This is a genomic window from Streptomyces sp. NPDC001220 (genome assembly GCF_053597895.1).
The window spans coordinates 130,632-156,837 of sequence record NZ_JBSFJE010000019.1; the positions used below are offsets into that span (position 1 = coordinate 130,632).

At 72.5% G+C, this 26,206-nt stretch carries 21 protein-coding genes and 1 pseudogene; 12 read left to right on the forward strand and 10 right to left on the reverse strand.

The genetic code is table 11. From position 1 onward, the window contains the following. Window positions 1-316 precede the first annotated feature (316 nt). Window positions 317-2,155, forward strand: a complete 1,839-nt coding sequence (asnB, locus tag ACWDGI_RS36560; protein ID WP_450766624.1) for an asparagine synthase (glutamine-hydrolyzing) — start codon at window positions 317-319, stop codon at window positions 2,153-2,155. 3 nt (window positions 2,156-2,158) lie between these two features. Here the strand turns inward: asnB and ACWDGI_RS36565 are convergent, their stop codons facing one another. Further along, a complete protein-coding gene (locus tag ACWDGI_RS36565) occupies window positions 2,159-3,769 on the reverse strand; it encodes an alpha/beta hydrolase (protein WP_450766626.1) in 1,611 nt (536 codons plus the stop codon). A 294-nt stretch (window positions 3,770-4,063) separates the two neighbouring features. On the opposite strand from ACWDGI_RS36565, the gene ACWDGI_RS36570 reads away from it, so the two are divergent. Both ACWDGI_RS36570 and ACWDGI_RS36575 read left to right on the forward strand, forming a co-directional pair. Then, entirely contained in the window at window positions 4,064-4,777 is a 714-nt protein-coding gene (locus ACWDGI_RS36570; protein WP_450766628.1) for a chaplin, read from the forward strand. Window positions 4,778-5,190: 413 nt separating this feature from the next. Then, complete coding sequence (locus ACWDGI_RS36575; protein ID WP_450766630.1) at window positions 5,191-6,045, forward strand: GNAT family N-acetyltransferase; 855 nt, start codon at window positions 5,191-5,193, stop codon at window positions 6,043-6,045. Here ACWDGI_RS36575 and ACWDGI_RS36580 read toward each other — a convergent pair. After that, window positions 5,997-7,256 carry an MFS transporter gene (locus tag ACWDGI_RS36580; RefSeq protein WP_450766632.1) on the reverse strand — a complete coding sequence of 420 codons (1,260 nt, stop codon included), beginning with the start codon at window positions 7,254-7,256 and terminating at the stop codon, window positions 5,997-5,999. The two genes, ACWDGI_RS36575 and ACWDGI_RS36580, sit on opposite strands and share 49 nt — an antisense overlap. Before the next feature lie 60 nt (window positions 7,257-7,316). On the opposite strand from ACWDGI_RS36580, the gene ACWDGI_RS36585 reads away from it, so the two are divergent. Continuing rightward, window positions 7,317-7,691 carry a MerR family transcriptional regulator gene (locus ACWDGI_RS36585; RefSeq protein ID WP_450766634.1) on the forward strand — a complete coding sequence of 125 codons (375 nt, stop codon included), beginning with the start codon at window positions 7,317-7,319 and terminating at the stop codon, window positions 7,689-7,691. A gap of 117 nt (window positions 7,692-7,808) precedes the next feature. On the opposite strand, the gene ACWDGI_RS36590 is transcribed toward ACWDGI_RS36585, so the two are convergent. Next, on the reverse strand, window positions 7,809-8,072 hold the full coding sequence (locus ACWDGI_RS36590) for a GlsB/YeaQ/YmgE family stress response membrane protein (protein ID WP_450766636.1): 264 nt from the start codon (window positions 8,070-8,072) through the stop codon (window positions 7,809-7,811). Between the two features lie 217 nt (window positions 8,073-8,289). Between ACWDGI_RS36590 and ACWDGI_RS36595 the strand changes: the two genes are divergently transcribed. Further along, window positions 8,290-9,723 (forward strand): hydrolase, encoded by a 1,434-nt coding sequence (locus tag ACWDGI_RS36595; protein ID WP_450766638.1) that lies wholly within the window; start codon window positions 8,290-8,292, stop codon window positions 9,721-9,723. Here the strand turns inward: ACWDGI_RS36595 and ACWDGI_RS36600 are convergent. Both ACWDGI_RS36600 and ACWDGI_RS36605 read right to left on the reverse strand, forming a co-directional pair. After that, a complete protein-coding gene (locus tag ACWDGI_RS36600) occupies window positions 9,710-12,460 on the reverse strand; it encodes a glycoside hydrolase family 2 protein (RefSeq protein WP_450766639.1) in 2,751 nt (916 codons plus the stop codon). The genes ACWDGI_RS36595 and ACWDGI_RS36600 overlap by 14 nt on opposite strands. A gap of 112 nt (window positions 12,461-12,572) precedes the next feature. After that, window positions 12,573-13,760 carry an ROK family protein gene (locus tag ACWDGI_RS36605; protein WP_450766641.1) on the reverse strand — a complete coding sequence of 396 codons (1,188 nt, stop codon included), beginning with the start codon at window positions 13,758-13,760 and terminating at the stop codon, window positions 12,573-12,575. Between the two features lie 138 nt (window positions 13,761-13,898). Here ACWDGI_RS36605 and ACWDGI_RS36610 point away from each other — a divergent pair, with 138 nt between their 5' ends. The 3 genes from ACWDGI_RS36610 to ACWDGI_RS36620 all read left to right on the forward strand — a co-directional run bounded on the left by ACWDGI_RS36610 (window position 13,899) and on the right by ACWDGI_RS36620 (window position 16,793). Continuing rightward, entirely contained in the window at window positions 13,899-15,368 is a 1,470-nt protein-coding gene (locus tag ACWDGI_RS36610) for an APC family permease (protein ID WP_450766643.1), read from the forward strand. 62 nt (window positions 15,369-15,430) lie between these two features. Next, the gene (locus tag ACWDGI_RS36615) at window positions 15,431-15,970 is read left to right on the forward strand and encodes a GNAT family N-acetyltransferase (RefSeq protein WP_450766645.1); all 540 of its coding nucleotides are present in this window, start codon (window positions 15,431-15,433) and stop codon (window positions 15,968-15,970) included. Window positions 15,971-16,025: 55 nt separating this feature from the next. After that, entirely contained in the window at window positions 16,026-16,793 is a 768-nt protein-coding gene (locus ACWDGI_RS36620; protein WP_450766647.1) for an ArsR/SmtB family transcription factor, read from the forward strand. 74 nt (window positions 16,794-16,867) lie between these two features. Here the strand turns inward: ACWDGI_RS36620 and ACWDGI_RS36625 are convergent, their stop codons facing one another. Together ACWDGI_RS36625 and ACWDGI_RS36630 are read right to left on the reverse strand one after the other, a co-directional pair. Further along, window positions 16,868-17,308 (reverse strand): SPW repeat protein, encoded by a 441-nt coding sequence (locus ACWDGI_RS36625; RefSeq protein WP_450766649.1) that lies wholly within the window; start codon window positions 17,306-17,308, stop codon window positions 16,868-16,870. A gap of 200 nt (window positions 17,309-17,508) precedes the next feature. Continuing rightward, on the reverse strand, window positions 17,509-18,099 hold the full coding sequence (locus tag ACWDGI_RS36630; protein ID WP_450766651.1) for an RNA polymerase sigma factor: 591 nt from the start codon (window positions 18,097-18,099) through the stop codon (window positions 17,509-17,511). 174 nt (window positions 18,100-18,273) lie between these two features. Here ACWDGI_RS36630 and ACWDGI_RS36635 point away from each other — a divergent pair, with 174 nt between their 5' ends. Beyond that, the gene (locus tag ACWDGI_RS36635; RefSeq protein ID WP_450766652.1) at window positions 18,274-19,311 is read left to right on the forward strand and encodes a MerR family transcriptional regulator; all 1,038 of its coding nucleotides are present in this window, start codon (window positions 18,274-18,276) and stop codon (window positions 19,309-19,311) included. Between the two features lie 144 nt (window positions 19,312-19,455). Further along, complete coding sequence (locus ACWDGI_RS36640) at window positions 19,456-20,703, forward strand: NAD(P)/FAD-dependent oxidoreductase (RefSeq protein WP_450766654.1); 1,248 nt, start codon at window positions 19,456-19,458, stop codon at window positions 20,701-20,703. Between the two features lie 13 nt (window positions 20,704-20,716). Here ACWDGI_RS36640 and ACWDGI_RS36645 read toward each other — a convergent pair whose 3' ends face one another. The 3 genes from ACWDGI_RS36645 to ACWDGI_RS36655 all read right to left on the reverse strand — a co-directional run bounded on the left by ACWDGI_RS36645 (window position 20,717) and on the right by ACWDGI_RS36655 (window position 25,212). Then, window positions 20,717-22,222 (reverse strand): cryptochrome/photolyase family protein, encoded by a 1,506-nt coding sequence (locus ACWDGI_RS36645; RefSeq protein ID WP_450766655.1) that lies wholly within the window; start codon window positions 22,220-22,222, stop codon window positions 20,717-20,719. A gap of 12 nt (window positions 22,223-22,234) precedes the next feature. Then, a complete protein-coding gene (locus ACWDGI_RS36650; RefSeq protein ID WP_450766657.1) occupies window positions 22,235-23,608 on the reverse strand; it encodes a cryptochrome/photolyase family protein in 1,374 nt (457 codons plus the stop codon). A 74-nt stretch (window positions 23,609-23,682) separates the two neighbouring features. Beyond that, window positions 23,683-25,212, reverse strand: coding sequence for an SDR family oxidoreductase (locus ACWDGI_RS36655; protein WP_450766659.1), 1,530 nt, complete (start codon window positions 25,210-25,212; stop codon window positions 23,683-23,685). Window positions 25,213-25,449: 237 nt separating this feature from the next. Between ACWDGI_RS36655 and ACWDGI_RS36660 the strand changes: the two genes are divergently transcribed. Beyond that, window positions 25,450-25,617: a hypothetical protein gene (locus ACWDGI_RS36660; RefSeq protein WP_450766661.1), complete on the forward strand. Its 168-nt coding sequence runs from the start codon at window positions 25,450-25,452 to the stop codon at window positions 25,615-25,617. A gap of 196 nt (window positions 25,618-25,813) precedes the next feature. Further along, window positions 25,814-25,973: pseudogene (locus tag ACWDGI_RS36665) on the forward strand (S-(hydroxymethyl)mycothiol dehydrogenase); the annotation flags it as partial. Window positions 25,974-26,206: the final 233 nt, after the last annotated feature.

The following is a 26,206-nucleotide window of genomic DNA, read 5'->3' on the forward strand; positions in this document are numbered from 1 at the left end:
GCGGCAGCGGCAGGTGCCCGGCGCCCGGTGAGAACCGCGGCGCCGGTTCCGTTTGGGGAAGTTTTTGCGGTTGGCCTGTTCCGGGCGGGCGGGGCCCGGTGCGGAGCGGGTTCGCGGGCCTCGCGCGGGCAAAGCGCGGCCGAAAGAGTGAGGCGGGGCGGCCGTTCGTGTTACGGCCAGGTTGACCGGCCCGGGTCCCGGGCGCACGCTCGTTATATAGGTGCTGAATACAAGTGGTTCGCTCGGGCAATCGCCTTCCGTCGTGTAACCGCAGGTGGCGGGTGTTGTCCGGGGGGCCGGCAGCAGGAGGTAACGCATGTGTGGCATCACCGGCTGGGTCTCCTTCGACCGTGACCTCACCACCGAGACGCGCGCATTGGATGCAATGACGGAGACCATGGCCTGCCGCGGTCCCGACGACCGCGGTACCTGGAGCGAGGGCCCCGCCGCCCTCGGCCACCGCCGGCTCGCGATCATCGACCTGCCAGGCGGCCGCCAGCCCATGACCGTCCGCACCCCGGACGGCACCGTCGCGATGGTCTACTCCGGCGAGGCCTACAACTTCACCGAGCTGCGCCGCGAACTCATCGACCGCGGCCACGAGTTCACCACCGACTCCGACACCGAGGTCGTCCTGCGCGGCTATGTGGAGTGGGGCGACACCGTCGCCGAGCGGCTGAACGGCATGTACGCCTTCGCCGTCTGGGACGGCCGCCACGACAAGCTCGTGATGATCCGCGACCGTATGGGCATCAAGCCGTTCTACCTGTACCCGACCCCGGACGGCGTCCTGTTCGGCTCCGAGCCGAAGGCGATCCTGGCCAACCCGCTGGTGCGCCCCCGGGTCGGCCTGGACGGGCTGCGCGAGCTGTTCACCATGGTCAAGACCCCCGGGCACGCCGTGTGGGAGGGCATGCGGGAGGTGGAACCCGGCACCGTCGTCACCGTCGACCGCCACGGACCGCGCACCCGGACCTACTGGCGGCTGGAGACCCGCCCGCACCCCGACGACCGCGACACCACCGTCGCCACCGTCCGCGAGCTTCTCGACGACATCGTGCGCCGCCAGCTGGTCGCCGACGTGCCCCGCTGCACCCTGCTCTCCGGCGGCCTCGACTCCTCGGCCATGACCGCCCTGGCCGCCCGTCAGCTCGCCGTGCAGGGCGAGAAGGTCCGCAGCTTCGCCGTCGACTTCGTCGGCCAGACCGACAACTTCGTCGCCGACGAACTGCGTGGCACCCCCGACACGCCCTTCGTGCACGACGTGGCCCGGCTCGCCCGCACCGACCACCAGGACATCGTCCTGGACGTGAACAGCCTCGCCGACCCCGCCGTCCGCGAGCGGGTGATCCGGGCCCGCGACCTGCCGGCCGGGTTCGGGGACATGGACGCCTCGCTCCTGCTGCTCTTCCGGGCCGTCCGCGACCAGTCCACCGTCGCGCTGTCGGGGGAGTCCGCCGACGAGGTGTTCGGCGGTTACCTGCAGTTCTTCGACGAGGACGCACGCACCGCCGACACCTTCCCCTGGCTGTACCTGGCCGGCCGGCACTTCGGCGACGACACCGACGTGCTGCGCACCGACCTCACCAAGTCCCTCGACCTGGAGTCGTACATCGCCGACGGCTACCACTCCGCCGTCACCGGCGTCCAGCGCCTGGACGGGGAGAGCGACATCGAGTTCCGGATGCGCCGGATGAGCTACCTGCACCTCACCCGTTTCGTACGCATGCTGCTCGACCGCAAGGACCGGATGAGCATGGCCGTCGGCCTGGAGGTCCGGGTGCCGTTCTGCGACCACCGGCTGGTCGAGTACGTCTACAACGCGCCCTGGGCCCTGAAGTCCTTCGACGGCCGCGAGAAGACCCTGCTCCGGGAGGCCACCCGGGACGTCCTGCCGCAGTCCGTGTACGACCGGGTCAAGAGCCCCTACCCGTCCACCCAGGACCCCGAGTACGGCCGGGCCCTCCAGGACCAGGTCAAGGACCTGCTGACCCGGCCCGACCACCGGGTCTTCGACCTCGTCGACCGCGAGAAGGTGGACCGCGCGGCCCACCGGACCGGGCTGAGCAACCAGGGCGCCCGGCGCGGCCTGGAACGCACCCTCGACCTGGCGCACTGGCTCGACCTCTACACCCCCGAGCTGACCCTGTCCTGAGCCTCAGCCCGACGAGCCGGTGCCCGCGCCGCGGGCGTCGGCGTCCGCCGGGCAGGAGCTGCCGTCGGCCGGCAGCGTGCCGTACAGCAGGAAGTCGTCGACCTTGCCGTGCACGCACTTGGAGGACGTGTACCCGGTGTGGCCGTCGCCCCGGTTGTCCAGCACCACGGCCGACGGCCCGAGCCGCTTCGCCGTCTCGAGCGTCCAGCGGTACGGCGTCGCCGGGTCGCCGCGCGTGCCCACCAGCAGCATCGGGGCGGACGGCACGTCCTTCACCTCGTCGCGGATGAAGTCGGTGCCGCGCGGCCGGCCGTAGCAGAGCAGCACCTGGGTCAGCCGGAACCGGCCGAAGATCGGGGACGCCTGCTGGTACTCCTTGCCGAGCCGGTCGACGTCCTGGGTGAGCCGCCGGGCGCTCGGCCGGTCGGGGTCGTCGGCGCAGTTGATCGCCATCAGGGCGGCGGACAGGTTGTCCACGGGGATGTCGGCGCTGTCCACCAGCCCGCTGCCGCGCCGCTGCCCGACCGGGAGGGAGTAGCCCCCCGACGCGAAGTTCTGCACGGCCCGGGTGTCCCCGTCCTCGATCAGGGAGGCCAGCGCCCGCTCCAGCAGCGGCCACAGTTCCCTGCCGTACAGCCCCTGCCCGATGGCGGCCACCAGGTCCTGACCGGTGAAGGAGCCGCCGAAGTCGGACGGCACCGGGTTCTCGTCCAGCGAGCGCACCAGCTCCGCGACCGCCTCGCCCGCCTTGCGCCGGTCCTGCCCGAACGGACACCCCAGGTCGGTGACGCACCAGTCCAGGAAGTCGTCCAGCGCCGTCTGCTGCCCCTGGGCGCCCGCCACCCCCTGCTCGGCCAGCGACTCGGTCAGCGTGTCCACACCGTCCAGGACCATGCGGCCCACCTGGTGCGGGAACTGCGCCGCGTACACCGCGCCGAGCTTGGTGCCGTAGGAGAAGCCCAGGTAGTTCAGTTTCTTGTCGCCGAGCGCCTGGCGGATGACGTCCAGGTCGCGGGAGGCGTTCACGGTGCCTATGTGGGACAGCACGGGCCCGGAGTGCTCGGTGCACCGGACCGTCAGCTGTTCGAGGATCTTCATCAGGGCCTGCGGGTGGGCGACGTCGGGGATCTTGCCGGTGCTCCCGCCGTCCGAGGACTGGTCGAGGCCGTCGCCGCAGCTGACGGGGGAGGAGCGGCCGACCCCACGCGGATCGAAGCCGACCACGTCATAGCCGTTGGTCAGGCTCATGAAGTCCTTGCCGGTCTGCCCGAGGCCGCTGACGCCCGAGCCGCCGGGGCCGCCGAAGTTCAGCAGCACCGAGCCGCGTGACTTCCCGGTCGCCCGGTACCGGGACAGCGCCAGGTCGATGGTGCCCTTGGCCGGTTTCGCGTAGTCGAGCGGCACGGTCACCCTGGCGCACTGCATGTCCTTGGGCAGCTCCACGTCCTTGCACGCAGTCCAGTGGGCCTTCTGCCGGTAGAAGCGGCTCAGGTCCGGCTCCTTGGCGCTCGTCGCCGCGGCAGCGGGCAGCCCCGCGCCGAGCAGGGCCAGCGCGACGGCTCCGGCGCCGGCGCAGCGACGCACGGCGAGCCGGTTACGGGGCATGGCCGGCATCGAGGGCCTCCAGGGACACTCCGTGGCGGACCGGGAAGGGGCAGACCGGGAAGAGGGCTTTCGATCACCATAAGCGGGTCCCGGTGAGCACGCCTCCCGGCGAGCGGGCCGGACCGGGTCGCCGTATCCTGCCGCGATCACCGGCTTCGGATTCCTAGCACGGTTTTGCCCCGAGTTCGATAACGATGTCACTCGATGGGGTGAAATGTGGATAAGCCATAACTCACATGGTGCGGCCACGGTTTAACCGGTGCGGGCGAGCGCCCGCGAAAATGTCTGGAAGGCAGGGAACCTATGAAACGGGTTACCCGAAACGGTGTGATCGCCGTCGCCGCCGCCTCCGGTGCGATGGCCGTGGCGGTCCCGTCCTGGGCCGACTCGGGCGCGGACGGCATCGCCGCCGGTTCGCCCGGAGCGATCTCCGGCAACGGCATTCAGCTGCCGGTGCACGTCCCGGTGAGCGTGTGCGGGAACACCGTCAACGTGGTGGGGCTCCTGAACCCGGCGGCCGGCAACACCTGCGTGAACGAGGGCGGCGCCGCCGCCGACGGCAAGTCCGGCGGCTCGGCCTCGACCGGTGGCGCCGGTGACAGCAAGTCCGGCGGCTCGGCCACCACCGGCGGCGCGTCGGCGCAGGGCGCCGAGGAGGACTCCCCCGGAGTGATCTCCGGCAACGGCATCCAGTTGCCGGTCGACCTCCCGGTCAACGTCAGCGGCAACAGCGTGAACGTGGTCGGGGCACTCAATCCGGCCACCGGCAACACCTCCGTGAACACCTCCGGCGACCACCCGAGCACGGAGACGCCGACCACCCCGCCCCCCACCCCGACCCCCGTCAGGACCCACCCCGGTCCCAAGACGGACCACCCCGCCCCACCGCCGGCCGCGACGACCACGCTCGCCCACACCGGGACGGACCTCACGGGTACCGCCGCCGCGGGCAGCGCGGCGCTGCTGCTCGCCGGGACCGTCCTGCACCGGCGCTTCCGGCCGGGCCGCATGCGCTGACCGCCCGGCGCGCCGCCGAGACGGCACGCCCAGAAACGTGCCTGCAGGCCCCACCGGACCCCGACCGGTGGGGCCTGCGCCATGTGCGTGTCCCGGCGCGCCGCTTCGGTCAACAGCCCCGTCGAAGCGGCTGGTTGCGCGTGCCGATGGTTTGATCCCGGTGTGGTGGCTTGGTCAACAGCGCGGTTGAGGTGGCTGGTTGCCTGTGCCGATGGTTTGATCCGGACTAGGTGCTTCGGTCAACAGCGCGGTCGAAGCGGCTGGTTGCGCATGCCGACGGCTTGATCCCGGCGTGGTGCGGTGCCCGGCGATCGGGAAGGATGCTGCGGACGCGGCACCGCCCGCCGCGCTGTCCGACCGCACCCTGTGGGCGGCCCGGGCCGCCCCGACCAGCCGCTGAATGGAGCGCATCGATGACCACTCCGGCCCCCCAGGACCTCGTCGTCACCCAGGCCACGCCCGAGGACTGGCCGGTGGTCCGAGGCTGGGCCGTGGACGAGGGCTGGAATCCGGGGCTGGCGGACCTCCCCGCCTTCTTCGCCCAGGACCCCGAGGGGTTCTTCATCGGCCGCGTCGACGGCGCACCGGTGTCGGCGGTCTCCGTCGTCAACCACGGCCCCGACTACGCCTTCCTCGGCTGGTACCTGGTCCGCCCCGACCTGCGCGGCCACGGCCACGGCCTCGCCACCTGGAAGACCGCACTGGCCCACGCCGGCACCCGTACGGTCGGCCTCGACGGAGTGGTGGCCCAGCAGGACAACTACCGCCAGTCGGGCTTCGAACTGGCCTACCGCACCGCCCGGTTCGTGGGGCACGCCCCGGCCGCCGAGACCCCCGCGGGTGTCCGCCCGGCACGCGCCACCGACCTGCCGGCCGTCACCGCGTACGACAGCGCCTGCTGCCCGGCCGACCGGCCGCGGTTCGTGGCCGCCTGGCTGACCGGCGCCGGCCACCGGGCCTTCGTCCGCCACGACGGCGACCGCGTCACCGGCTACGGCGTGATCCGCCCCGGGCACGACTGCCTGCGCATCGGCCCCCTGTTCGGCGACACCGCCGAGGACGCCCGCGCCGTGTTCACCGCCCTGATGGCCGAGGCGGCCGGCCGGCAGGTCGCCGTCGATGTGCCCGAGATCAGCACGGCGGGCGTCGCCCTCGCCGAAGAGGCCGGATTCACCCCGTCGTTCGAGACCGCCCGCATGTACACGGGGCCGGTCCGCGACTACGCCCTTGAGCGGGTCTTCGGGGTGACGACGCTCGAACTCGGCTGACCGGACGCACGGTCGCGTGCCACGCCGGGCCGGCCGCCCGGGAACGCGTCCCGCCGGCCCAGGGCGACGACCACCAGCGCGACCGACACCAGCGGCAGCGCGGTCCAGGGCAGCGCGGCCGCGCCCAGCCGGTCCAGGGTGAGGCCGCCGGCCAGCGAACCGGCGGCGATGCCCGTGTTGTAGACGGTGGTCTGCAGCGAGGTCGCCACCTCGGCGTCGGCGGGTCCGGAGGCGTCCACCAGCGCCGTCTGGATCAGGGTGGGCGCCCCGCCGAAGGCCACGCCCCACAGGGCGGCGGCGCCGACCAGCACCGCGGGCGTGCCGGCGTACCGTCCGAGGACCAGCAGCACGGAGGCGAACAGGGCCAGCGCGGCGAGCAGCGTGGCCCGGGGATGCCGGTCGACGAGGAGGCCCGTGAGCCAGATCCCGGCGACGGTGGCCGTGCCGAACACCGCCAGCAGCAGTCCCGTACGGCCCTCGCCGAACCCGGCGTGCCGCGCGAACGGCGCGAGGTAGGTGTACATCGCCTGGTGCCCGAGCAGCAGGAACAGGGTCACGGACAGCACCGGGCGGATGCCCGGCCGTGCGGCGACCTTCAGGAACGGCGTGCGCGCGTGGCGCGGTTCACCGGGGAAGCCGGGCACCCGCCACCGCACCCAGCCCATCAGCGCCGCGGCGAACCCGGCCAGGGCGGCGAAGGCGGCACGCCAGCCCGCCGCGGCGGCCAGCGCCGTACCGGCGGGCACGCCCAGGGCCAGCGCCAGGGTGATTCCGGCGAGGACGACCGCGATCGCCCGGCCACGCCGCCCGGCCGGCACCATGCGGGCCGCGTACCCGGCGAGCATCGCCCACAGTGGCCCGCCCATGGCTCCGGCCAGCAGCCGGGCCGCGAAGCTGAGCGCGTAGGACGACGACAGCGCCACCAGGGCGTCGCTCACCGCCAGCCCGGCCAGCGCGCCGCCCAGCACCCGGCGCCTCGGCAGCCCGCGCAGGGCTGCGGTGAGCGGGATCGCGGCCAGGAAGGAGGCCGCCGCGTAGCCGGTGACCAGGAAGCCGACCCGGGACTCGGACACCCCGAGAGCCGGGGCCATCGAGGGCAGCAGCCCGGCCGGGAGGAGTTCGGTCAGCACGGCGGTGAAGGCGGTCGCGGACAGGGCGAGCAGCCCGGACCAGGGCAGCGCAGCGTCCTTGACCTGGGAAGAGGTGGTCATGCGACCATGGTCGGACCCTGACATCAGTGTGAAGGCAAGCAGTCGCCGCGGAGGCCCGTGATGAGGATCGGTGAACTCTCCCGCCGCACCGGCGTCCCCACCCGGCTGCTGCGCTACTACGAGGAACAGGACCTGCTCCACCCCGGCCGCGCCGACAACGGCTACCGGTCCTACGGCGAGGCCGCGGTCCAGGACGTCCAGCAGATCCGCGGGCTGCTCGACTCCGGGCTGACCACGGAGATGATCCGCGCGATCCTGCCGTATCTCTCCGGGCCCGAGCAGATCCATCCGCCGCGCGAGTGCGTGACCCCGCAGACGGCCGCGCTGCTCAGCGGGCACGTCGAGCGCATCCAGGCCCGCATCGACTGCCTTGCCCGCAACCGGGACCGGCTCGTCGCCTACCTGGCCGTGGTACGGCCGCAGGGCGACCGGTAGGGGCTGTCCCCCCGGTCGCCCTGCAGCATGTTCCGGCGTCCGACGCGGCCTGGCGGTCCTGCTAGGCGATGTGCCGGTCCGCCGGCCGTCCGTGGCCGGTCGCGCGCGTTCCCGTGGTCACCGGCGGGCCCTGGTCCGGTCGAGAGCCGCCACGCCCAGCGCCGCCAGCGCGATCTGGATGAACCACTCGATCCAGTCCGGCCCCTTGGTGTCCGCCACGCCGAAGCCGGCCGCGATCGCCGAGCCCAGCAGCGCCGCCACGATGCCGACGACGATGGTCAGCAGAATGCCGATGTGCTGGCGGCCGGGAACGACCAGGCGCCCCAGCACACCGATGACGATACCGATGATGATGGCACTGATGATGCCCGAGATCTCCATGTCCGCCCCTCTTCGCCGGTACTCCGCTGAAGTCCAATCTGCCCGCTCAACTGACAGGCAGTCCCCTCCGGTTGTTACAGCGGTTTTCTGTTCACCGATCCGACATGCCATGTACCTTTCAATGAGTCGACGCGTGTAGAAATCTCAACCAGGTTCTACGCGCGAAGAGTTGGCGCCCCCACCGCCGCTACCCCACCCCCTCATGGAGGTTCGCCGGATGTTCGGATCCAACAGATCCCGCCACAGAATCACCACCGCCCTGGCCGGGTTCGCCCTGCTCACCACGGGAGCCGCCCTCCAGGTCGGCACCGCGGCCGCCCCCGCGCACGCGGCCACCACCTACCGCGTCCTGTTCGACGACGGCCACGCCGAGGAGGCCGGCAACGCGGACTGGATCATCTCCACCAGCAAGCCCGACCCGCTCTCCCAGGACTCCTCGCCCTCCTCGGAGACGGACTGGACCGGCGCCCTCTCGTCATGGGGCGTCGCCCTCCAGAAGACCGGCAGCTACAGCCTCAAGACCGCCACCAGCGCGCTGACGTACGGCGGCTCGTCGACGACCGACCTGTCGAAGTTCGACGCGCTGGTACTGCCCGAGCCGAACACGCTGTTCACGACCGCCGAGAAGACGGCCATCATGAACTTCGTGAAGAACGGCGGCGGCCTGTTCATGGTCTCCGACCACACCGGTGCCGACCGCAACAACGACGGCGAGGACGCCGTCGAGATCTTCAACGACCTGATGACGAACAACAGCGTCGACTCGACCGACCCGTTCGGCCTCTCGATCGACACGCTCGACATCAGCTCCGGCTACCCGGCCGCGATCAGCGACAGCTCCGACCCGGTCCTGCACGGCTCCTTCGGCACCGTCACCAAGAGCCTGATCGCCGACGGTACGACGGCGACCCTGAAGCCGTCGGACAACTCCGCCGTGAAGGGCCTCCTCTACCGCAGCGGTTACTCCGGCAACACCGGCGCCTTCTTCGCCACCAGTACCTTCGGCAGCGGGCGGGTCGCCTTCTGGGGTGACAGTTCACCCATCGACGACGGCACCGGCCAGTCCGGCAACACGCTCTACGACGGCTGGAACGACAGCGGTGCCACCAACGCGGCCCTCGCCCTGAACGCCACCGCCTGGCTCGCCGGGGGCGGCAGCAGCGGGGGAGGCGGCGGGGGTGGTGGCGGTGGCGGCACCTGCACCGCAGCCCAGCTGCTCGGCAACCCCGGCTTCGAGTCCGGCAACACCACCTGGACCGCGAGCAGCGGGGTCATCACCAACTCCAGCAGCGAGGCCGCCCGCACCGGTTCGTACAAGGCCTGGCTCGACGGCTACGGATCCGCCCACACCGACACCCTGTCCCAGTCGGTGACCATTCCGTCCGGCTGCTCCGCGACCCTCAGCTTCTATCTGCACGTGGACACCGCGGAGACCACCACCAGCACCGCCTACGACAAGCTGACGGTGTCGGCCGGATCCACCACCCTGGCCACGTACTCCAACCTCAACGCGGCCTCCGGATACGTCCTCAAGAGCATCGACGTCTCCTCCCTGGCCGGCACCACGGCCACCATCAAGTTCACCGGCGTCGAGGGATCGACCCTCCAGACGTCCTTCGTCATCGACGACACCGCGCTCAACGTGAGCTGAGCTCGGCGGACGGTTCCGGCGCGGCTGCCGGAACCGTCCGCTCGGCCGCGTTCCAGCCGGAGACCCGCACCCGGGGCTCCGAGCCGTGCAGATCGGCGGTGCGGTAGGTGGCCGTGAGGGTCGCCGACTCGCCCGGCCACAGGCTGACCTCGTTGTCCGACCAGCGCACCGGCAGCACCGGCCTGCCGTTCGCGTCGACGAGATGCACGTCCGTCAGCAGCGCCGGAGTCCTGTCCGTACCGGCGTTGCGGACCGTCACCGTGGTGGTCGACATACCGTCCGCGGCCGTGGTCGACGCCGTGGCCGTGACCGGCACCTGTGCCATCGACGTCAGCCCCTTCAGATCCGCGTAGCCCGTCGTCGGCGTGTGGTACCAGTCGGTGCTCGCCCAGTCGAGGGTGTCCGCCTTGGTGGAGAGCCAGTAGACGTTGCGGCTCACCTCCTGGCCGGCCGCGTCGGTCAGGACCAGCCTCGCCAGGTACGTGGACGCCAGCCCGCTCACCGACGCCGGCAGGGTGAGCGCGGTGGTGTGCGCGCCGTCGCCCTTGACCGAGAGACCGGCGACGGTCCGGTCGTACCGCTGGGTGCCGTCCGGGTCGAAGAGCGTGACCCGCGCGGTGAGCTGGGACTCCGCGGTGTGCCGGTTGTTCACCACGGCCACCGTGCGGTCGTCGTAGGAGTACTGGACGTGCAGCGGCTCGTTGGCCTTCTTCGCGCCGAAGTAGGCGCCGCCCTGGTCGAGGTAACGGTCCATCAGCTGCCAGTGCAGGGACGTCCAGCCGCTGTCGAACATCCAGTAGACGACTCCGGTGGACGGCTTGGAGGCGTCGGTCTGGTTGCGTCCGTACGCCTCGTACTGGGCGCGGACGTTCTCGTACTGGGCGAGCTGCGCCTTGCGTACGTAGTCGGTGAGGCTCTTCGGGGCCCCGTAACGGCCGGTGAGGGCGTCGTCGTAGATCTTGAGGGTGCCGAAGACCGGGGACGGGGAGCGGTGGTACTGCCTGAGGTCCGGGTTCTTCCAGAGGGTGTCGAGCTCGGCCGGGGTCATCATGCGGCGCAGGGTGTCGAGGGTGGGGATGTCCGGGCCGGCGCTGGTCTCGGAGTTGAAGCCGGTGGCGCCGCCCTCCCGCTTGTCGTACCAGTAGTTCGGCGGGATCCAGTCGTAGGGCCCTGTCATCTTCATGCCCGAACTACCCAGCTGTGGCGTTGAGTTGTCGGAGGCGGCGGAGACCACGGGGACGGTCCAGTCGGCCGCGTTCAGGGCGTCGAGATAGGTCTTCTCGATCTTCGCGTCGGGTGCGAAGTCGCTGCCGATCAGGAACGAGACGACGCTCGGGTGGTCCCGCAGCCGGGCGGCCTCGGCGGCCATGGACGCCTGGGCGACCGGATAGTCGGCGGCCGTCCACCTCTCGCCCCGCTCGCCGTCGCCGTTGACCTGGCCCTCCCACTTGTCGCAGCACTCCCAGCCGGGCAGGGTGAGGACGCCGTACCGGTCGGCGAGGTCGAAGAACTCGTCGGGCTCGATGTGGCCTTCCAGGCGGATGGCGTTGAGGCCGAGGTCGAGCGCGTACTTCAGGCGGTCCTCGACATAGGCCGAATCCCAGCGCAGGAACTCGTCCGGTGACCAGCCGCCGCCCTTGATCAGCAGCCTGCGGCCGTTGATCGAGTACTGGCGGGCGCCGTCGGAGTTCAGCGGGGCCCGCACGTCACGGATGCCGAAGCTCTCGTGCGCGGTGTCCGACGCCGTCCCGCTGACCGAGGCGGTGAGGTCGAGGTCGTACAGCGGCTGGCCGCCCATGCCGGCCGGCCACCACACCTTCGGGGAGGTGAGGTGCAGGCCGGGGACGTCGGCGGGGGTGAAGGTGACGGTCTTGGTCTGGTGGGCGGCGAGGGCGACCGACCTGGTGACCGCGACTCCGGCGACCGTGCCGGAGACCTCGGCGGTGACCGGCGCGTCGGAGTCGTTGCGGGCCTGCGCCTTCACCGTCAGGTCGGCCGTCGCCAGGGACGGCACCGCCAGCTTGGTCACCACGTGCGCGTCGCGCAGCGCGACCGGCCCGCCGCGCCGGACCAGGACGTCACGGACGATGCCCATGTTCTGGTCGGGCGGCGGCTGGAGCCAGTCGATCCAGCCCATGGTGAGGTTCTTGTCCGGGTCGTTGGGCTGGATACGGAAGGCGACCGTGTTGGTCCCGGCCCCGACCAGCGAGGTGACGTCCAGCTCGTGGTGCGTGTAGGCGCCGGTGACGTCGGCGGTCGTCGCGACCCGGTGGCCGTTGACGTACACGTCGGCCGCCGAGATCACCCCGCTGAAGTCCAGGTAGGTACGGTGCGAGGGATCCGCCACGGTGAAGTCGCTGCGATACCACCAGGGCACCTGGAAGGGTGACTTGGGGATCTTCTGCAGGTTGGTGGAGACGAACGGGTCGTCGTAGGCGCCGTCGGCGAGGAGTGCGGCCAGCACCGTGGAGCGGGGGCCCGCCGGATACCAGCCCTTGGCCGGGTAGCCGGGGGAGGAGACCGCGGCCGCCGAGTCGCTCACGTCGGCCGTCGACCGGATCGCGTAGCCGGACAGCGCGGTCTCCGACCCGGCGGTGGACGGCACACGGGTGATCCGGGCGGGCCCGTGGGCCGGGTCGCGGGCCCCGGCCCAGGCGCTGGTGTTGAGTGAACCGAGCAGGCCCAGGGCCACGGCGGCCGTGGCGAGGCGGTGTCCGGGGGCGCGGCGAGGGAACACGGTGGTCTCCAGGCTCGTAAAGTTAGGAAACTTTACTAACCCGGCTCAAGCTAGGGTCCGAAGAGGGCCGTGTCAATCACCGTGGCGCCCGCGCGAGTTGGCGGCGGCGGATTCAGGACGCGGCCGACCTGCGCTCGAAGACCAGGTCACGGGCGGTGCCGAGGGCCGTGGCCACCGCGCCGAGCAGCACCGCGTCCTCGCCGAGCCGGCTGGGCGCGAGCTTCGGGCGCAGCGGGGTGAGCGTGCGCAGATGGTCCCTGACCGGACGCAGCAGCAGGTCGACGCTGTGGCCGACACCGCCGCCGAGCACCACCAGGTCGGGGTCGAGTACGGCCGCGGCGGCCGCCACCGTATGGGCGATCCGCTCGCCCTCGAGCCGTACCGCCTCGACGGCCGCCGGGTCGCCCTGCCGGGCCGCGTCGAACACGGACTTCGCGGTGAGCTGCCCGGTCATCCCGAACCGGCGCGCCGCCTCGACCACGGCCACCCCCGACACCGCGTCCTCCAGCCGCTCCGGCTTGCGCTGCCGCCCGGGCCAGGGCAGGAAGCCGATCTCCCCGGCGAGCCCGTGAGCGCCCGTGAACAGCCGCCCCTCGCTGACGACCCCCATCCCCAGACCGGTGCCGATCATGATGTACGCGAACAGCCGGCTGCCCGCCCCGACGCCGTACGTGTACTCGCCGAGCGCCGCGAGATTGGCGTCGTTGTGCACCTCCAGCGGGACGCCCAGCTCCTCGTGCATCCGGTCGAACAGCCCGGCGCGTCCCCAGCCCGGCAGGTGCATCGCGTACCGCACCCGCCGCTGCCGCTCGTCGTACACGCCTGGCGTGCCCACCACCCCGTGCACCACCTCGGCCGGATCGACCCCGGAGTTGGCGACGACCTGCCGTGCGGTGGTGACCAGCAGGTCGGCCATGGCGCCCGAGCCGCGGGCCCGGTTGCGCACGTCGGAGCGGGCGACCAGGGTGCCGTCCAGGTCGGCGACCGCCACCCGCAGCCAGCCGCGGCCCACGTCGACGCCGAGCGCGTACCCGGCCGCCGGGTCGGGGGCGTACAGCACGGCGGTGCGGCCGCGCTCCGGCGCGTGGGTGCCCACCTCGTGGACCAGGCCCGCCGACTCCAGCGCCGCCAGCGCGCTGGAGACCGTCGGCTTCGACAGGCCGGTCTCGCGGGCGAGTTGGGCGCGGGAGGCGGAACCGAGCAGGCGCAGCCGGTCCAGCAGCAGCCGCTCGTTGGTGCTGCGCAGTCGCTGCCGGCTCCAGGGCTGTTCCTGCTGCTCTACGACGTCGCTGGCGGCCATCACACCATTCTCACCGATTCCTGACGCATACTTGACGCATCTAGTAAGGCTCCTTAACTTTATCGGCCATCCCGCCGAATCGGCCGCCGTCCGTCGTCAGCGTCCGCCTCTTCCCCAGCGCCTCGCTCAGGAGCCCCCATGTCCGGTAGTCCCGGTAGTCCCCTCGGTCCCGGTAGCCCGCCGTCCGACGGCGGTTTCGTCCGGCGCGTCGGCCTGTTCCAGGCCACCGCCATCAACATGAGCCAGATGTGCGGCATCGGCCCGTTCGTGACCATCCCGCTGATGGTGTCCGCGTTCGGCGGCCCGCAGGCGGTGATCGGTTTCGTCGCGGGCGCCCTGCTCGCCCTCTGCGACGGCCTCGTCTGGGCCGAGCTCGGCGCCGCGATGCCCGGCTCCGGCGGCAGTTACGTCTACCTGCGCCAGGCCTTCCAGTACCGCACCGGACGCCTGATGCCGTTCCTGTTCGTCTGGACGGCGATGCTCTTCATCCCGCTGATCATGTCCACGGGCGTGGTCGGCTTCGTGCAGTACCTGGGCTATCTCGCCCCCGGCCTCGGCCAGACCTCCGGCGACCTGATCGGGCTCGGCATCATCGCCCTCGTGGTGCTCCTGCTGTGGCGGGGGATCGAGCACATCGCCCGGATCACCGCCGTCATGTGGACGGTGATGATCGCCTCGGTGCTGCTGGTGATCGTCGCCGCGGCCTCCGACTTCAGCCCGCACCTCGCCTTCACCTACCCGGCGCACGCCTTCGACCTGACCAGCGACCACTTCTGGCTGGGCTTCGCCGCGGGCCTGACCATCGGCATCTACGACTACCTCGGCTACAACACCACCGCCTACATGGGCGCCGAGATCAAGGACCCGGGCCGCATCCTGCCGCGCTCCATCCTCTTCTCGATCGTCGGCATCATGGCGATCTACCTGCTGCTGCAGATCGGCACGCTCGGCGTCATCGACTGGCAGCGCATGACGAAGCCGGGCGACATCGCCTCGACCTCGGTGGCCTCCGCGGTCCTGGAGGAGACCTGGGGCAAGGGCGCCGCCGACACGGTGACCGTGCTGATCCTGATCACTGCCTTCGCCTCGGTCTTCACCGGCCTGCTCGGCGGCTCCAGGGTGCCCTACGACGCGGCCCGCGACCGGGTCTTCTTCCGCCCCTACGAGAAGCTCCACCCCAAGCACCGCTTCCCGATGCTGGGCCTGGCCACCATGGGCGTGATCACCGCGATCGGCTTCCTGATCGGCCGCCACACCGACCTGGCCACGCTCATCCAGCTGCTCACCACCGTGATGGTGATCGTGCAGGCACTGGCCCAGATCGTGGCGCTCACCGTGCTGCGCCGCCGCCAGCCGACGCTGAAACGGCCGTACCGGATGTGGCTCTACCCGGTGCCGAGCATCGTCGCCTTCGCCGGGTGGTGCGTGATCTACGGCTACGCCGACAAGAACTCCCCGGGCCGCCACCCCATCGAATGGTCCCTGGCCTGGCTCGTCCTCGGTTGTGTGGCGTTCCTGATCTGGGCGCGCATGGAGAAGGTGTGGCCGTTCGGGCGCAGGGAGATCAGCGAGGAGTATCTGGCAGCCGAGAGCCCGGTCACGGTGTAGTCTCCGGACCACACGTCAGCCTCTCCCGGCGGGGTCAACTCCCGTCGGGTGAGGCTTTTTTCATGTCCGACACCACAGAAACCGACGTCGTCGTCCGCCCGGCCTCCGCCGAGGACCGCCCTGCCGTCGAACGGTTGTGGCAGCTGTTCCGCCACGACCTGTCCGAGTTCCAGCGGCTCCTGCCCGGTCCCGCCGGGACGTTCCGCAGCGAACGCGTCGAGGACGCCTTCACCTCGCCCGACTGGGCGCCCTACCTGTTCGTACAGGGCGAGCATCCGGTCGGCTTCGCGTTCGTCCGGGGCCTGGGCGCGTCCGTGCGGGTGCTCAACAGCTTCTTCGTGGTCCGCGGCGCCCGCCGGTCGGGCCTCGGGCTGCGGACCGTCCGTGAGGTCCTCACCCGGCATCCGGGCAGCTGGGAGATCGCGTTCCAGTACGAGAACCCGGGCGCCGTCGCCTTCTGGCGGCGGGCCGCGGCCGAGCTCGCGGGTGACGCCTGGACGGAGGAGACCCGTCCGGTGCCGGGCCTGCCGGAGCTGCCGCCGGACGTGTGGATCTCGTTCGGCGTGGGAGTCCGAGTGCGCGCCACGCGCTGCCGGAATTGACATGCAGGTAACTGCCTGCATAACGTTGAGTGTGCGATCAGGGGATGACGGTGGGATGGACCAGGTCTTCAAAGCGCTCGCCGACGACACGCGCAGACGGTTGCTGGACCGGCTGCACGAGCAGAACGGGCAGACGCTGGGCGAGCTGTGCGAGCGCATCGCGATGACCCGGCAGTCGGTGACCCAGCATCTGGCCGTCCTGGAGGCCGCGAACCTGATCAGCACGGTGCGGCGCGGGCGGGAGAAGCTGCACTACCTCAACCCCGTGCCGCTCCACGAGATCCAGGAGCGGTGGATCGACAAGTTCGAGCGCCCGCGCCTGCGCGCGCTCGGCGACCTGAAGCGACGAGCCGAGGAAGCCATGAGCGAGAAGCCCAGCTATGTCTACGTCACCTATATCGCCGGCACCCCCGAGAAGGTCTGGGACGCTCTCACGGACGCCGACCTGACCGCCGTCTACTGGGGGCACTCGAACGTATCCGACTGGCGGCCCGGCTCCCGCTGGGAGCATGTGCGCACCGACGGCACCGGCATCGCAGACGCGGTCGGCACGGTCGTCGAGAGCGAGCGTCCCACCCGGCTGGTGACCAGCTGGGCCGCGCCGGAGCACGAAGGCGAGCCGGACCGGCATTCCCGGGTCACGTTCGACATCCAGCCGCACGCCGACATCGTCCGGCTCACCGTCACCCACGAGGACCTGGACGGCGAGGACGAACTGCGCGCCATCTCGGCCGGCTGGCCGGCCGTGCTGTCCAACCTGAAGTCCCTCATCGAGACCGGCAGTCCGCTCCCGCAGGAGCCCTGGCTGGTGCCCGGCCGGTGACCGACGCGGCGGGGCCGGTCCGCCGTCACCGGACCGGCCCCGCGTCCTCCCTTCTGAGGGGGAGTTCTGCGCGGCTACGGCAGGGGCGTCCGCCGGGCCGACGAAGCGGCACACACGACCCCGAGACAGAGTGTCAGCGCGCCGATGATCACGTTGTTGATGATGACGCCCGTGTCCGGGCTGCGGCCGACCACCCAGGGCGCGATGATCATCCAGATACCCAGGGCGCACATGGCCCAGCTGAGGCCGTACATGCGCTCCGGAGCCCGGGTGAATCCCAGTGCCAGCAGGCCTATCGCTATGCCCATGATCAGGTTGTGGGTCATCAGCGCCGGCTGGCTCGCCGCGTAGTGGACGATCCACGGGGACGCCGCGCAGTACAGACCGAGCAGGAACACCGGTCCGTCCACGAGGGCCACATCACGACCGCCGAGCATGCGGGCGTAACGCTCCCGCATCTCGCCTACATCGGGGTGGCTCGATATGTCGCTTCTGCCGTGCGAGACGTTGGCCATGAGTCGTCTCCTTTGACTGTGCAGGCCTGACCGCATCTGGTGCGTGCGTTATACGCCGCTATCAGACATTCTGCACTTATTTCCTCTTTATGTGTAGAGCGGGGCGTGAGTGCGGGAGCGGGCAGAGTCTGCCGACCCGTACGAAGGCCTGCACCGTTTCTGCATCGAAAAGGCGTACGGAAGCCGAACCGGTGATCGGCTCAGTCGCCCGCCTGCTGCTGGAGACAGCCGCGCAGCCGGCGCAGGCCACGGCGGGCATGACTCTTGACCGTGCCCAGCGGCCAGCCGGTGCGTTCCGCGATCTGGAGGTGGGTGAGGTCCTCGTAGAAGGCCAGCCGGAGCACCCGCTGCTGAGGGGCGGGCAGCCTGGCCAGCTCGTGCAGGACGATGACCCGGTCGAGGGCCGCGTCGGGCTGCCGGGCCGCCGGATCGGCCAGGGCGAGCGACGAGCCGGCCGACGCGACCAGGGCGAGCCGGCGGGTCCGGGCGGCCAGCGCGTCGGCGATCTTCCGCCGGGTGATCCCCGTGATCCAGCCGCCGAACGAGCCGCGCTCCGGACGAAAGCCCCCGCGCCCACGCCACACTCCGAGGAACACCTGCTGGGTCACGTCCTCCGCCTCCCTGGCATCGCCCAGGGAGCGCCAGGCCAGCGTGTGCACCAGGGCCGACCAGCGGTGATAGGCCGCCTCCAGGCAGTCCTCGTCGCCCGCCACGAGCCCGCGCGCGAGCTCCTCGTCGGTGCGGGACTCCGCCGCCGGCGCCGACGCGACGGCACTGTCCTGCGGGCTCATGACGGCGGCTCCTCACGTCGCACGGCGATCTGCAGGGGACTCGCGGCCCGGCCGGACGGCTGCCGGGAGGGCGGACCGGGGACGGCCGCCGCCGCGAGCCCTGACACCGCCATCGTCCGAGGGGTCGAACCAGGTCATCAACTCGCATCGGTTCTGCGTCGTATAGTCGATGCCATGAGTCAGCCAGCCACGTCCGGGGACTCCCGGCACGCCGAGGTGCAGGACCGGCCCGGACGGTCCGCGAAGGCGGCGGACGTGCCCCTGACGACCGGGGCACTGGCCCGTCGGCTGGGGGTGTCGCCCACCACGCTCCGCTCCTGGGACCGCCGCTACGGCATCGGACCCGCGGTCCGCGCCGACGGACGGCACCGCCGCTGGACCCCGCAGGACGTGGCCGTGCTCGAGGAGATGTGCCGGCTGACCTCGTCGGGGGTACCGCCGGCCGAGGCCGCCCGTGCCGCCAGGGAGACGGCCGAGGCACCGCCGGGGGCGGCCGGGACGACGGTACGCCCGCCGGACCGCGGTCCTTCGCACGCGGCCGGCGCGCTGTCGCTCGCCGACGTGCGCCAGGAGTGCCGCGGGCTGGCCCGTGCGGCCGTACGGCTGGACGCCCCGGCCGTCGAGGAACTGCTGACCGCCGCCGTGGAGCAGTACGGCATCGCCGTCGCCTGGCAGGAGGTGATGGCGCCGACCCTGCACGCCGTCGGACGCAAGTGGGTCTCCTCCGGCGACCGTTACGTCGAGGTCGAGCACCTGCTGTCCTGGCACGTCTCCACCGCCCTGCGCCGTCGCACCCCGCCGCCCGACCGGCAGGGCACCGGACCCGTCGTCCTGGCCTGCGTCCCCGGCGAGCAGCACACCCTGCCGATCGAGGCCCTCAACGCCGGCCTGGGCGAACTGCGCCTGCCCACCCGCATGTTCGGCGCCGCCGTGCCTGCGGAGGCGCTCGCGGCGGCGGTGCGGCGGCTGGGCCCGTCGGCCGTGGTGCTGTGGGCGCAGGCGCGCTCCACGGCCAGCCTGCCGCTGGCACGGCATGTCGCCGACACCCAGTGGGGCGTGAAGGGCGCGCGCCGCCGTCCCCTCGTGGTGCTGGGCGGGCCCGGCTGGTCCGGTCCGTCGGTTCACGGAATGCTCCGGCCGCCGAGCCTGCAGCACGCCCTCGACATCCTCGCCGTCGCGCACCGGGAGGGACTGTCCGGCGAACCGGCCTGACGATCACTTCAGGGGAGGTCGGGCAGCGGCCGCCGCATCCGGGGTACCCGGGGGACGGGAAGTCGTTCCCGCACACGTGCGCCGTCGCGCACGGCCGACGCCGGCCGGGACCCACCCGGCGGCCCGACAGCCGAGGGGCCCGCCATGTCCGCGTCCGCCCGTACCCCCGACGTTCTCGTGATCGGCGCAGGCGTCGCCGGACTGGCCTGCGCCCGGGACCTGCTGGGTGCCGGGCTCGACGTCCGGGTCCTCGAAGCGTCCGACGCGGTCGGCGGACGGATGCGCTCCGACCGGGTCGACGGCTTCGTCGTCGACCGCGGCTTCCAGGTCTTCAACACGTCGTATCCCCAGGTCCGCCGCCGGCTGTCGCTGCGTGCCCTCAGGCTCCGGCCGTTCACGCCCGGCTTCCTCGTCCACACCGGGGACGGCGGCCCGCTGCGCTTCGGCGACCCCACCCGGCGGCCCCGCACCCTGCCCGACCTGGTCACGGGGCGGGTCGCCGGCCCCCGCGACCTCGCGGCCCTCGCGCTGCTGTCGGCCCGGGACATGCTCGCCCCGGTACGGCTGGTGAAGCGGTCGCAGGACCGCACCACCCGCACCGCGCTGGCCGCCGCCGGATTCTCCGAGGACTTCGTCGAACGGTTCCTCCGGCCGTTCCTCTCGGGCGTGTTCCTGGAGGACGACCTGGAGACGTCCAGCCGGTTCTTCCACCTCGTCTGGCGCAGCATGCTGCGCGGCACCCTGTGCCTGCCGGCCGCCGGGATCGGCGCGGTGCCCGAGGCGCTCGCCGCCGCCCTGCCCGGCGGGACGGTCCGGCTGGACACACCCGTGACCGCCCTCACCGACGACGGTGCCGTCACGGCCGACGGCACCGAGGTGCCCGCACGTGCCGTGGTGGTGGCGACCGGCCCCGGCCCGGCGGCCGGCCTGCTCCCCGGCCTGGACGTGCCCGGCGGGCGGACGGTGACGACGTACAACCACGTCGCCCCGCGCTCGCCGCTGGGCGAGCCCACCCTCCTCGTCGACGGGCGCCGCCGCTTCCTCAACACCTGCGTCCTCAGCGACGTGGTCCCGGGCCACGCGCCGGCCGGTGCCGCGCTCGTCGCCACCTCGGTCCTCGGCGCGGCCGACGAAGGACGGGAGCCGTCGGTGCGCGCGGCGCTGGCCGAGGCGTACGGCACCGACACCGCCGGCTGGGACCTGCTCACCACCGTCACGGTCCCGGACGCGCTGCCCGCGATGCCGCCCCCGTGGCCCCTCAGCCGTACCACCCGGGTGGGCCCGGGCCGCCACGTGTGCGGGGACCACCGTGCCACCGGCTCGGTCCAGGGCGCCCTCGCCTCCGGGGCCCGCGCCGCCCGCGAGGTGCTGGCGGAGCTGCACCGCGGCTAGCCCGCCACCGGGGTCAGGGCGGGCCGTCGCCCCGCCGTCTCTCCGCGCGCAGGAGTTCGTCGAGGTCGGGGAGGCGGTCCAGGCCGTGGAGCGCCCGGGCCATGCGGGGGTTGCCCGCCAGGCGCCCCCGGTGGCGGTGCAGGAAGGACCAGTAGCCGGCCGTGAACGGGCAGGCCCGCTCGCCGACGCGGTCGGCGGGGCGGTAGGCGCACGGCCCGCACAGGTCGCTCATGCGGTGCACGTACGCGCCGCCCGAGGTGTACGGCTTGGTCGTCATGCGCCCGCCGTCCGCGTACTGGGACATGCCGACCACGTTCGGCAGCATCACCCAGTCGTAGCCGTCGACGAAGCAGCGGTGGAACCAGTCGGTCACCGCGGCCGGGTCCCAGCCCCGCTGGAGGGCATGGCTGCCCAGCAGCATCAGACGGGGGATGTGGTGGGTCCAGCCGGTGTCGCGCACCTGCGCGAGGACGGTCGCCAGGCAGTGCGCGGTGACCGCGTCGGCGTCCAGTTCCAGGAACCACTCCGGCAGCGGCGCGTGGTGCCGCAGCGCGTTGCGGTGGCGGTACTCCTCGCCGAAGTACCAGTACAGCTGCCACACGTACTCGCGCCACCCGGCGATCTGCCGTACGAACCCCTCGGCACTGTTGACCGGAGCCGCCCCCGCACGCCAGGCCGACTCGGCGCGTGCCACGCACTCCAGCGGGTCGAGGAGCCCCAGGTTGAGCGAGGCGGACAGCAGGCTGTGGCTCATGACCGGGTCCGCGGCGAGCACGGCGTCCTCGTACGGACCGAAGCCGGCCAGGCGGTGCTCGGTGAACCGGCGCAGCGCGGCGAGCGCCTCCCGGCGGGTGGCCGGGAAGAGACGCGGGCCGTCCCGCCCCACGAAGCGGATGCCCTCCTCGCGCTCCCAGCGGTCGAGGTCACGGCGGACCTCCTCGTCCACCTCGTCCTCACGCGGCCGGTAGGGCGCCGGGGCGCCGAGCGTCCGTGCGCCCTTCGGCGGCGGTTCGCGGTTGTCGTGGTCGTGGTTCCAGCGGCCGCCGGCCGGGACGTCGCCGTCCATCAGGATGCCGTGGCCGCGCCGCACCCAGCGGTAGAAGTCCTCCTGGCGCAGCCGCTGCCCGCCGTGGCCGTCCGCCCAGGCGCGGAAGTCCTCGTGCGGGACCAGGAATCCGCGCGCGGGCAGGACCGTGACGCCGGGCAGTGCCGACACCAGCCGCAGGGCGGCCCGCGAAGTGGGATGACGGACCGTCACAGGGCTGTCGCCGACGGCCTGCCGGAGTCCCTCGCGGTAGGTCTCGGCCCGCACGTACCGCACCCGGTCGCCCAGTTCGGCCGCGCGATGCCGCAGCGCGGACAGCACGAGATGGGCCTTGGCCCGGTGGAAGCGCCGGCGCCGGAAGACCGACCTGGCCTCGATCATCACGACCGGAGCGCCGGGGTCGGGGCCGCCGTCGCCGGCGGCCAGGAAGTGCGGGCCGAGCTGGTCGCCGAAAAGCCAGTGCGGAGTGGCCATGCGCGGTGTCCTTCAGTCGCGGGCGCGAGCCCTCTTGAAGCGGGCGAGGCCCTCCGGCAGCTCGACCACCGGGTCCGGGTAGTCGCCGAGACCGGCCCGCTCCGGCTCCCGCAGCTTCCAGGGCTCGTGCACCGCCGGGCCGTCGACCGAGGCGAGTTCGGGAACCCAGCGGCGGACGTACGCCCCGTCGGGGTCGTAGCGCTTGGCCTGGGTCACGGGGTTCAGGACGCGATTGGGGCGGGTGTCGGTGCCGGTGCCCGCCATCCACTGCCAGTTGAGCTGGTTGTTGGCGACGTCGCCGTCGACCAGGAGGTCCAGGAAATGGCGGGCACCCACGCGCCAGTCGACGTACAGGGTCTTGGCGAGGAAACTCGCGGCCAGCAGCCGGCCCCGGTTGTGCATCCAGCCCTCGTGACGCAGCTGGCGCATCGCCGCGTCGATGACCGGGTACCCGGTGCGCCCCTCCTTCCAGGCCTCGATGTCCTCCCGCGCCGCGTACTCGGAGCGCCAGTGGTCACGTTTGGTCCGGTAGTCGGCCGTGGCGGCCGCGGGCCGGGCGGCGAGCACCTGGCGGTGGAAGTCACGCCAGGCGAGCTGCCGTACGAAGGCCGCCGCGCCGGGTCCGCCCGCCCGCCGCGCCCGGTGGACCAGTTCGACGGAGGAGAGCGTCCCGAAGTGCAGATGGGGCGAGAGCCGGGAGGTGGCGTCGCCCGCCAGGTCGTCGTGGCGGTCCTCGTACGCGCCGATCCCGTCGCGCAGCCAGGCGGACACCCGCCTGCGGCCCACGGTCTCCCCGCCGGCCGCCAGGCCCTCGGAGATCCCGGAGAGGTCCGCGCGGGCGGGCAGGTCCTCGGAGCCGACGCCGTCCGGGACCCGCACGGTGCGCGGCGCGGCCAGCGCGTCCCGCAGCCGCACTCCGGACCACTGGCGGAAGTACGGGGTGAAGACGGCGAAGTGGTCCGAGGAGGCCGGGGTGAGGTCGCCGGGCGTCACTGCGGTGGTCACGGTGTCGTGCACGTGCAGCCGCCGGCCCTCCGGCTCCAGCGCCCGGCGCAGCCGCCGTTCCCGCAGCTGGGCGTAGGCGCTGACGTCGCCGGCCACGTGGACCTCGTCGGCGTCCGTCTCGGCGGCCACCTTGCACACCTCCTCGACGACGTCCCCGGAGCGCACCACCAGCCGCCCGCCCCGCTTGCGCAGACCGCCGTCGAGGTCCCGCAGGCAGTCGGCGAGGAAGGCCATCCGGTTGGGCACGGCGAAGCCGGCGTCCGAGACGCCCGTGTCGCGTACGAACAACGGGACCACCTCACGGGCCTCGCCGGCCGCCCGCAGCGGCGGATGGTCGTGCAGACGCAGGTCGGCGGTGAACAGGACGACCGAGACGTTCATGGTGCTTCTCCGGAGTCGAATGGCGGGCGGCCGGTGTGCTGCTTCCGGGCCGGCCGGTCCTGCGGATGCGGCCGTCACCCGCGGGGCGTGAATTCCCTCGCGGGGGTGACCGGGGTGCGGGCCGCGGCGAGCGCGATGTTGCGGGCCATGCCGCCGAACACGACCGTGTGGAAGGGGGAGACGCTCCACCAGTAGGCGTGGCCGAGCAGCCCGTGCGGATGGAACATGGCCCGCTGGCGGTAGCGGGTACGGCCCCCGGGCTCCGTGTCGGCGTACATCTCCAGCCAGGCGAGACCCGGCAGCCGCATCTCGGCCCGCAGCCGCAGCAGACGGCCGGGCTCGATCTCCTCCACCCGCCAGAAGTCCAGCGAGTCGCCGACCCGCAGCCGTGCCGCGTCCCGCCGCCCCCGGCGCAGCCCCACCCCGCCCACCAGCCGGTCCAGGCCGCCCCGCACCGCCCAGGCCAGCGGGAAGGAGTACCAGCCGTTGTCCCCGCCGATCCCCTCGATCACCCGCCACAGGGCCTCCCGCGAGGCGTTCACGGTCAGCTCCCGCCGGTCCGTGTACAGGCTGCCGCCCGCCCAGTCGGGGTCGGTGGGCAGCGGATCGCTGGGCGCGCCCGGCACCGACGCCGACGACCAGCGGGTGGTCACCTGCGCGTCCTGGATGCGCTGCAGGGCCAGCCGTGCCGCCTCGTCGAAGCCGAACGGATGCCCGGGCGGGTCCGGCACGTACCGGGCGATGTCGTGCTCGTGGCAGACGACCTCGTGGCGCAGCGACTCGGTCAGCGGCCGGGCGATCGACGCGGGGACCGGGGTGACCAGTCCGACCCAGTGACTGGACAGGCCGGGGGTCAGCACCGGCACGGGGAAGATGACCCGGCGGGGCAGTCCGGCGACCGCCGCGTACCGCAGCATCATGTCGCGGTAGGTCAGGACGTCCGGGCCGCCGATGTCGAAGGCGCGGCTGACGCCGGCCGGCATCCGGGCGCTGCCGACGAGGTACCGCAGCACGTCCCGGACCGCCACGGGCTGGATACGGGTGCGCACCCAGCTGGGGGTGATCATGACCGGCAGACGCTCGGTGAGATAGCGCAGCATCTCGAAGGAGACGGAGCCCGAACCGATGACCACCGCGGCCCGCAGCACGGTCGTGGGCACCCCTGAGCCCAGCAGGATCCGGCCCACCTCGGCCCGGGACCGCAGATGCGGCGACAGCTCGGACTCCGGCACACCCGACGGCGTCAGACCGCCGAGGTAGACGACGCGCCGTACCCCGGCGGCCAGGGCCGCCTCGCCGAAGATCCGCGCCGCCTTCCGGTCGGTCGCCTCGAAGTCGTCGCCGCTGCCCAGAGCGTGCACCAGGTAGTAGGCCACGTCGACGCCCCGCATGGCCTCGGCGACGTCGGCGGCTTCCGTGACGTCGCCCCGCACCACCTCCGCCTCCCCGGCCCACGGGTGGTCGCGCAGCTTGCCGGGGGAGCGCGCCAGGCAGCGCACCCGATGGCCCTCGGCGAGCAGCTCCGGCACCAGCCTGCCGCCGATGTATCCGGTCGCCCCGGTCACCAGGCAACGCAGACCCGGAGCGTCGTCGTCAGCGTTCATCAGCTCTGCGTCCTCCGCGTCGGCCCCCCTGGAGATCACTTCCCCGCGTGCCGCCGTTTCGGATGCGACGGATTCCATGATCTGCCCGCCGGCGAGAACGGTCGACCGGGGACGGCGGACGGCCGACGGCGGGCCCGCGCCGGCTCCCTGGGCATGTCCGCGCCGATCGCGGGCAGACGAACCGCAGGACAGAGGCCGGATCCGGCCGGAGGAAGGACGCTGGAGGTGTCTGCCGCCATGAACGCGAAGGTGTTGGAACGTTTCCCCGCCGGAGCTCCGCGAGGATCGTGGCCGGCGGAGGAGTACGCGGCGGAGCGCCGCGCCGAGGGTGAGCCCGCGACGGTCGTGATGGATCTGCGGACGGACGCCTTCCTGGTCGTCGTCCCCGGCCCGGACGACGACTGACTTCACGGACACCAGTCGGCTCACGGTCGGCTCGGCGGTGAAGAACTCCGCCACCGGCTTGACGGCGCCGTCTGCCGCGCCGTCAGATCCTCCCGCCGGCCGTCCTCCCGCCGGCCGTCCTGCGCCGGCCGTCCTGCGCCGGCCGTCCTGCGCCGGCCGTCCTGCGCCGGCCGTCCTGCGTCGGTCTCCCGGGCCGGTCTCCCGGGCCGGTGGGCGGCCGGAGGCCTGCCGGCAGGCCTTCTGCGCCCGTGACCTCGCCGGGGCGGTGGTGCTGGTCGGCGTCCCCACCCCGGAGATGCCTACCGGGACTGCCGCTGCCGGACGTCCTCGCCAGGGGCGGGGCGCTGAAGCCGTCCTGATTCGGGGGCTGCCCGCCGGGCCGTCCGCCGGGCGGGGCGCTGAACTTGTCCTGGTACGGGGGCTGCCCGCCGGGCGGGGCGCTGAAGTCGTCCTGATTCGGGGGCTGCCCGCCGGGCCGTCCGCCGGGCGGGGTGCTGAACTTGTCCTGGTACGGGGGCTGCCCGCCGGGCGGGGCGCTGAAGTCGTCCTGATTCGGGGGCTGCCCGCCGGGCCGTCCGCCGGGCGGGGA

Excerpts from the sequence above, each read along its gene's own strand:
- asnB (WP_450766624.1), top strand. The coding sequence starts at position 317 with ATGTGTGGCATCACCGGCTGGGTCTCCTTCGACCGTGACCTCACCACC.
- ACWDGI_RS36565 (WP_450766626.1), bottom strand. The coding sequence starts at position 3,769 with ATGCCGGCCATGCCCCGTAACCGGCTCGCCGTGCGTCGCTGCGCCGGC.
- ACWDGI_RS36570 (WP_450766628.1), top strand. The coding sequence starts at position 4,064 with ATGAAACGGGTTACCCGAAACGGTGTGATCGCCGTCGCCGCCGCCTCC.
- ACWDGI_RS36575 (WP_450766630.1), top strand. The coding sequence starts at position 5,191 with ATGACCACTCCGGCCCCCCAGGACCTCGTCGTCACCCAGGCCACGCCC.
- ACWDGI_RS36580 (WP_450766632.1), bottom strand. The coding sequence starts at position 7,256 with ATGACCACCTCTTCCCAGGTCAAGGACGCTGCGCTGCCCTGGTCCGGG.
- ACWDGI_RS36585 (WP_450766634.1), top strand. The coding sequence starts at position 7,317 with ATGAGGATCGGTGAACTCTCCCGCCGCACCGGCGTCCCCACCCGGCTG.
- ACWDGI_RS36590 (WP_450766636.1), bottom strand. The coding sequence starts at position 8,072 with ATGGAGATCTCGGGCATCATCAGTGCCATCATCATCGGTATCGTCATC.
- ACWDGI_RS36595 (WP_450766638.1), top strand. The coding sequence starts at position 8,290 with ATGTTCGGATCCAACAGATCCCGCCACAGAATCACCACCGCCCTGGCC.
- ACWDGI_RS36605 (WP_450766641.1), bottom strand. The coding sequence starts at position 13,760 with ATGGCCGCCAGCGACGTCGTAGAGCAGCAGGAACAGCCCTGGAGCCGG.
- ACWDGI_RS36610 (WP_450766643.1), top strand. The coding sequence starts at position 13,899 with ATGTCCGGTAGTCCCGGTAGTCCCCTCGGTCCCGGTAGCCCGCCGTCC.
- ACWDGI_RS36615 (WP_450766645.1), top strand. The coding sequence starts at position 15,431 with ATGTCCGACACCACAGAAACCGACGTCGTCGTCCGCCCGGCCTCCGCC.
- ACWDGI_RS36620 (WP_450766647.1), top strand. The coding sequence starts at position 16,026 with ATGGACCAGGTCTTCAAAGCGCTCGCCGACGACACGCGCAGACGGTTG.
- ACWDGI_RS36625 (WP_450766649.1), bottom strand. The coding sequence starts at position 17,308 with ATGGCCAACGTCTCGCACGGCAGAAGCGACATATCGAGCCACCCCGAT.
- ACWDGI_RS36630 (WP_450766651.1), bottom strand. The coding sequence starts at position 18,099 with ATGAGCCCGCAGGACAGTGCCGTCGCGTCGGCGCCGGCGGCGGAGTCC.
- ACWDGI_RS36635 (WP_450766652.1), top strand. The coding sequence starts at position 18,274 with ATGAGTCAGCCAGCCACGTCCGGGGACTCCCGGCACGCCGAGGTGCAG.
- ACWDGI_RS36640 (WP_450766654.1), top strand. The coding sequence starts at position 19,456 with ATGTCCGCGTCCGCCCGTACCCCCGACGTTCTCGTGATCGGCGCAGGC.
- ACWDGI_RS36645 (WP_450766655.1), bottom strand. The coding sequence starts at position 22,222 with ATGGCCACTCCGCACTGGCTTTTCGGCGACCAGCTCGGCCCGCACTTC.
- ACWDGI_RS36650 (WP_450766657.1), bottom strand. The coding sequence starts at position 23,608 with ATGAACGTCTCGGTCGTCCTGTTCACCGCCGACCTGCGTCTGCACGAC.
- ACWDGI_RS36655 (WP_450766659.1), bottom strand. The coding sequence starts at position 25,212 with ATGAACGCTGACGACGACGCTCCGGGTCTGCGTTGCCTGGTGACCGGG.
- ACWDGI_RS36660 (WP_450766661.1), top strand. The coding sequence starts at position 25,450 with ATGAACGCGAAGGTGTTGGAACGTTTCCCCGCCGGAGCTCCGCGAGGA.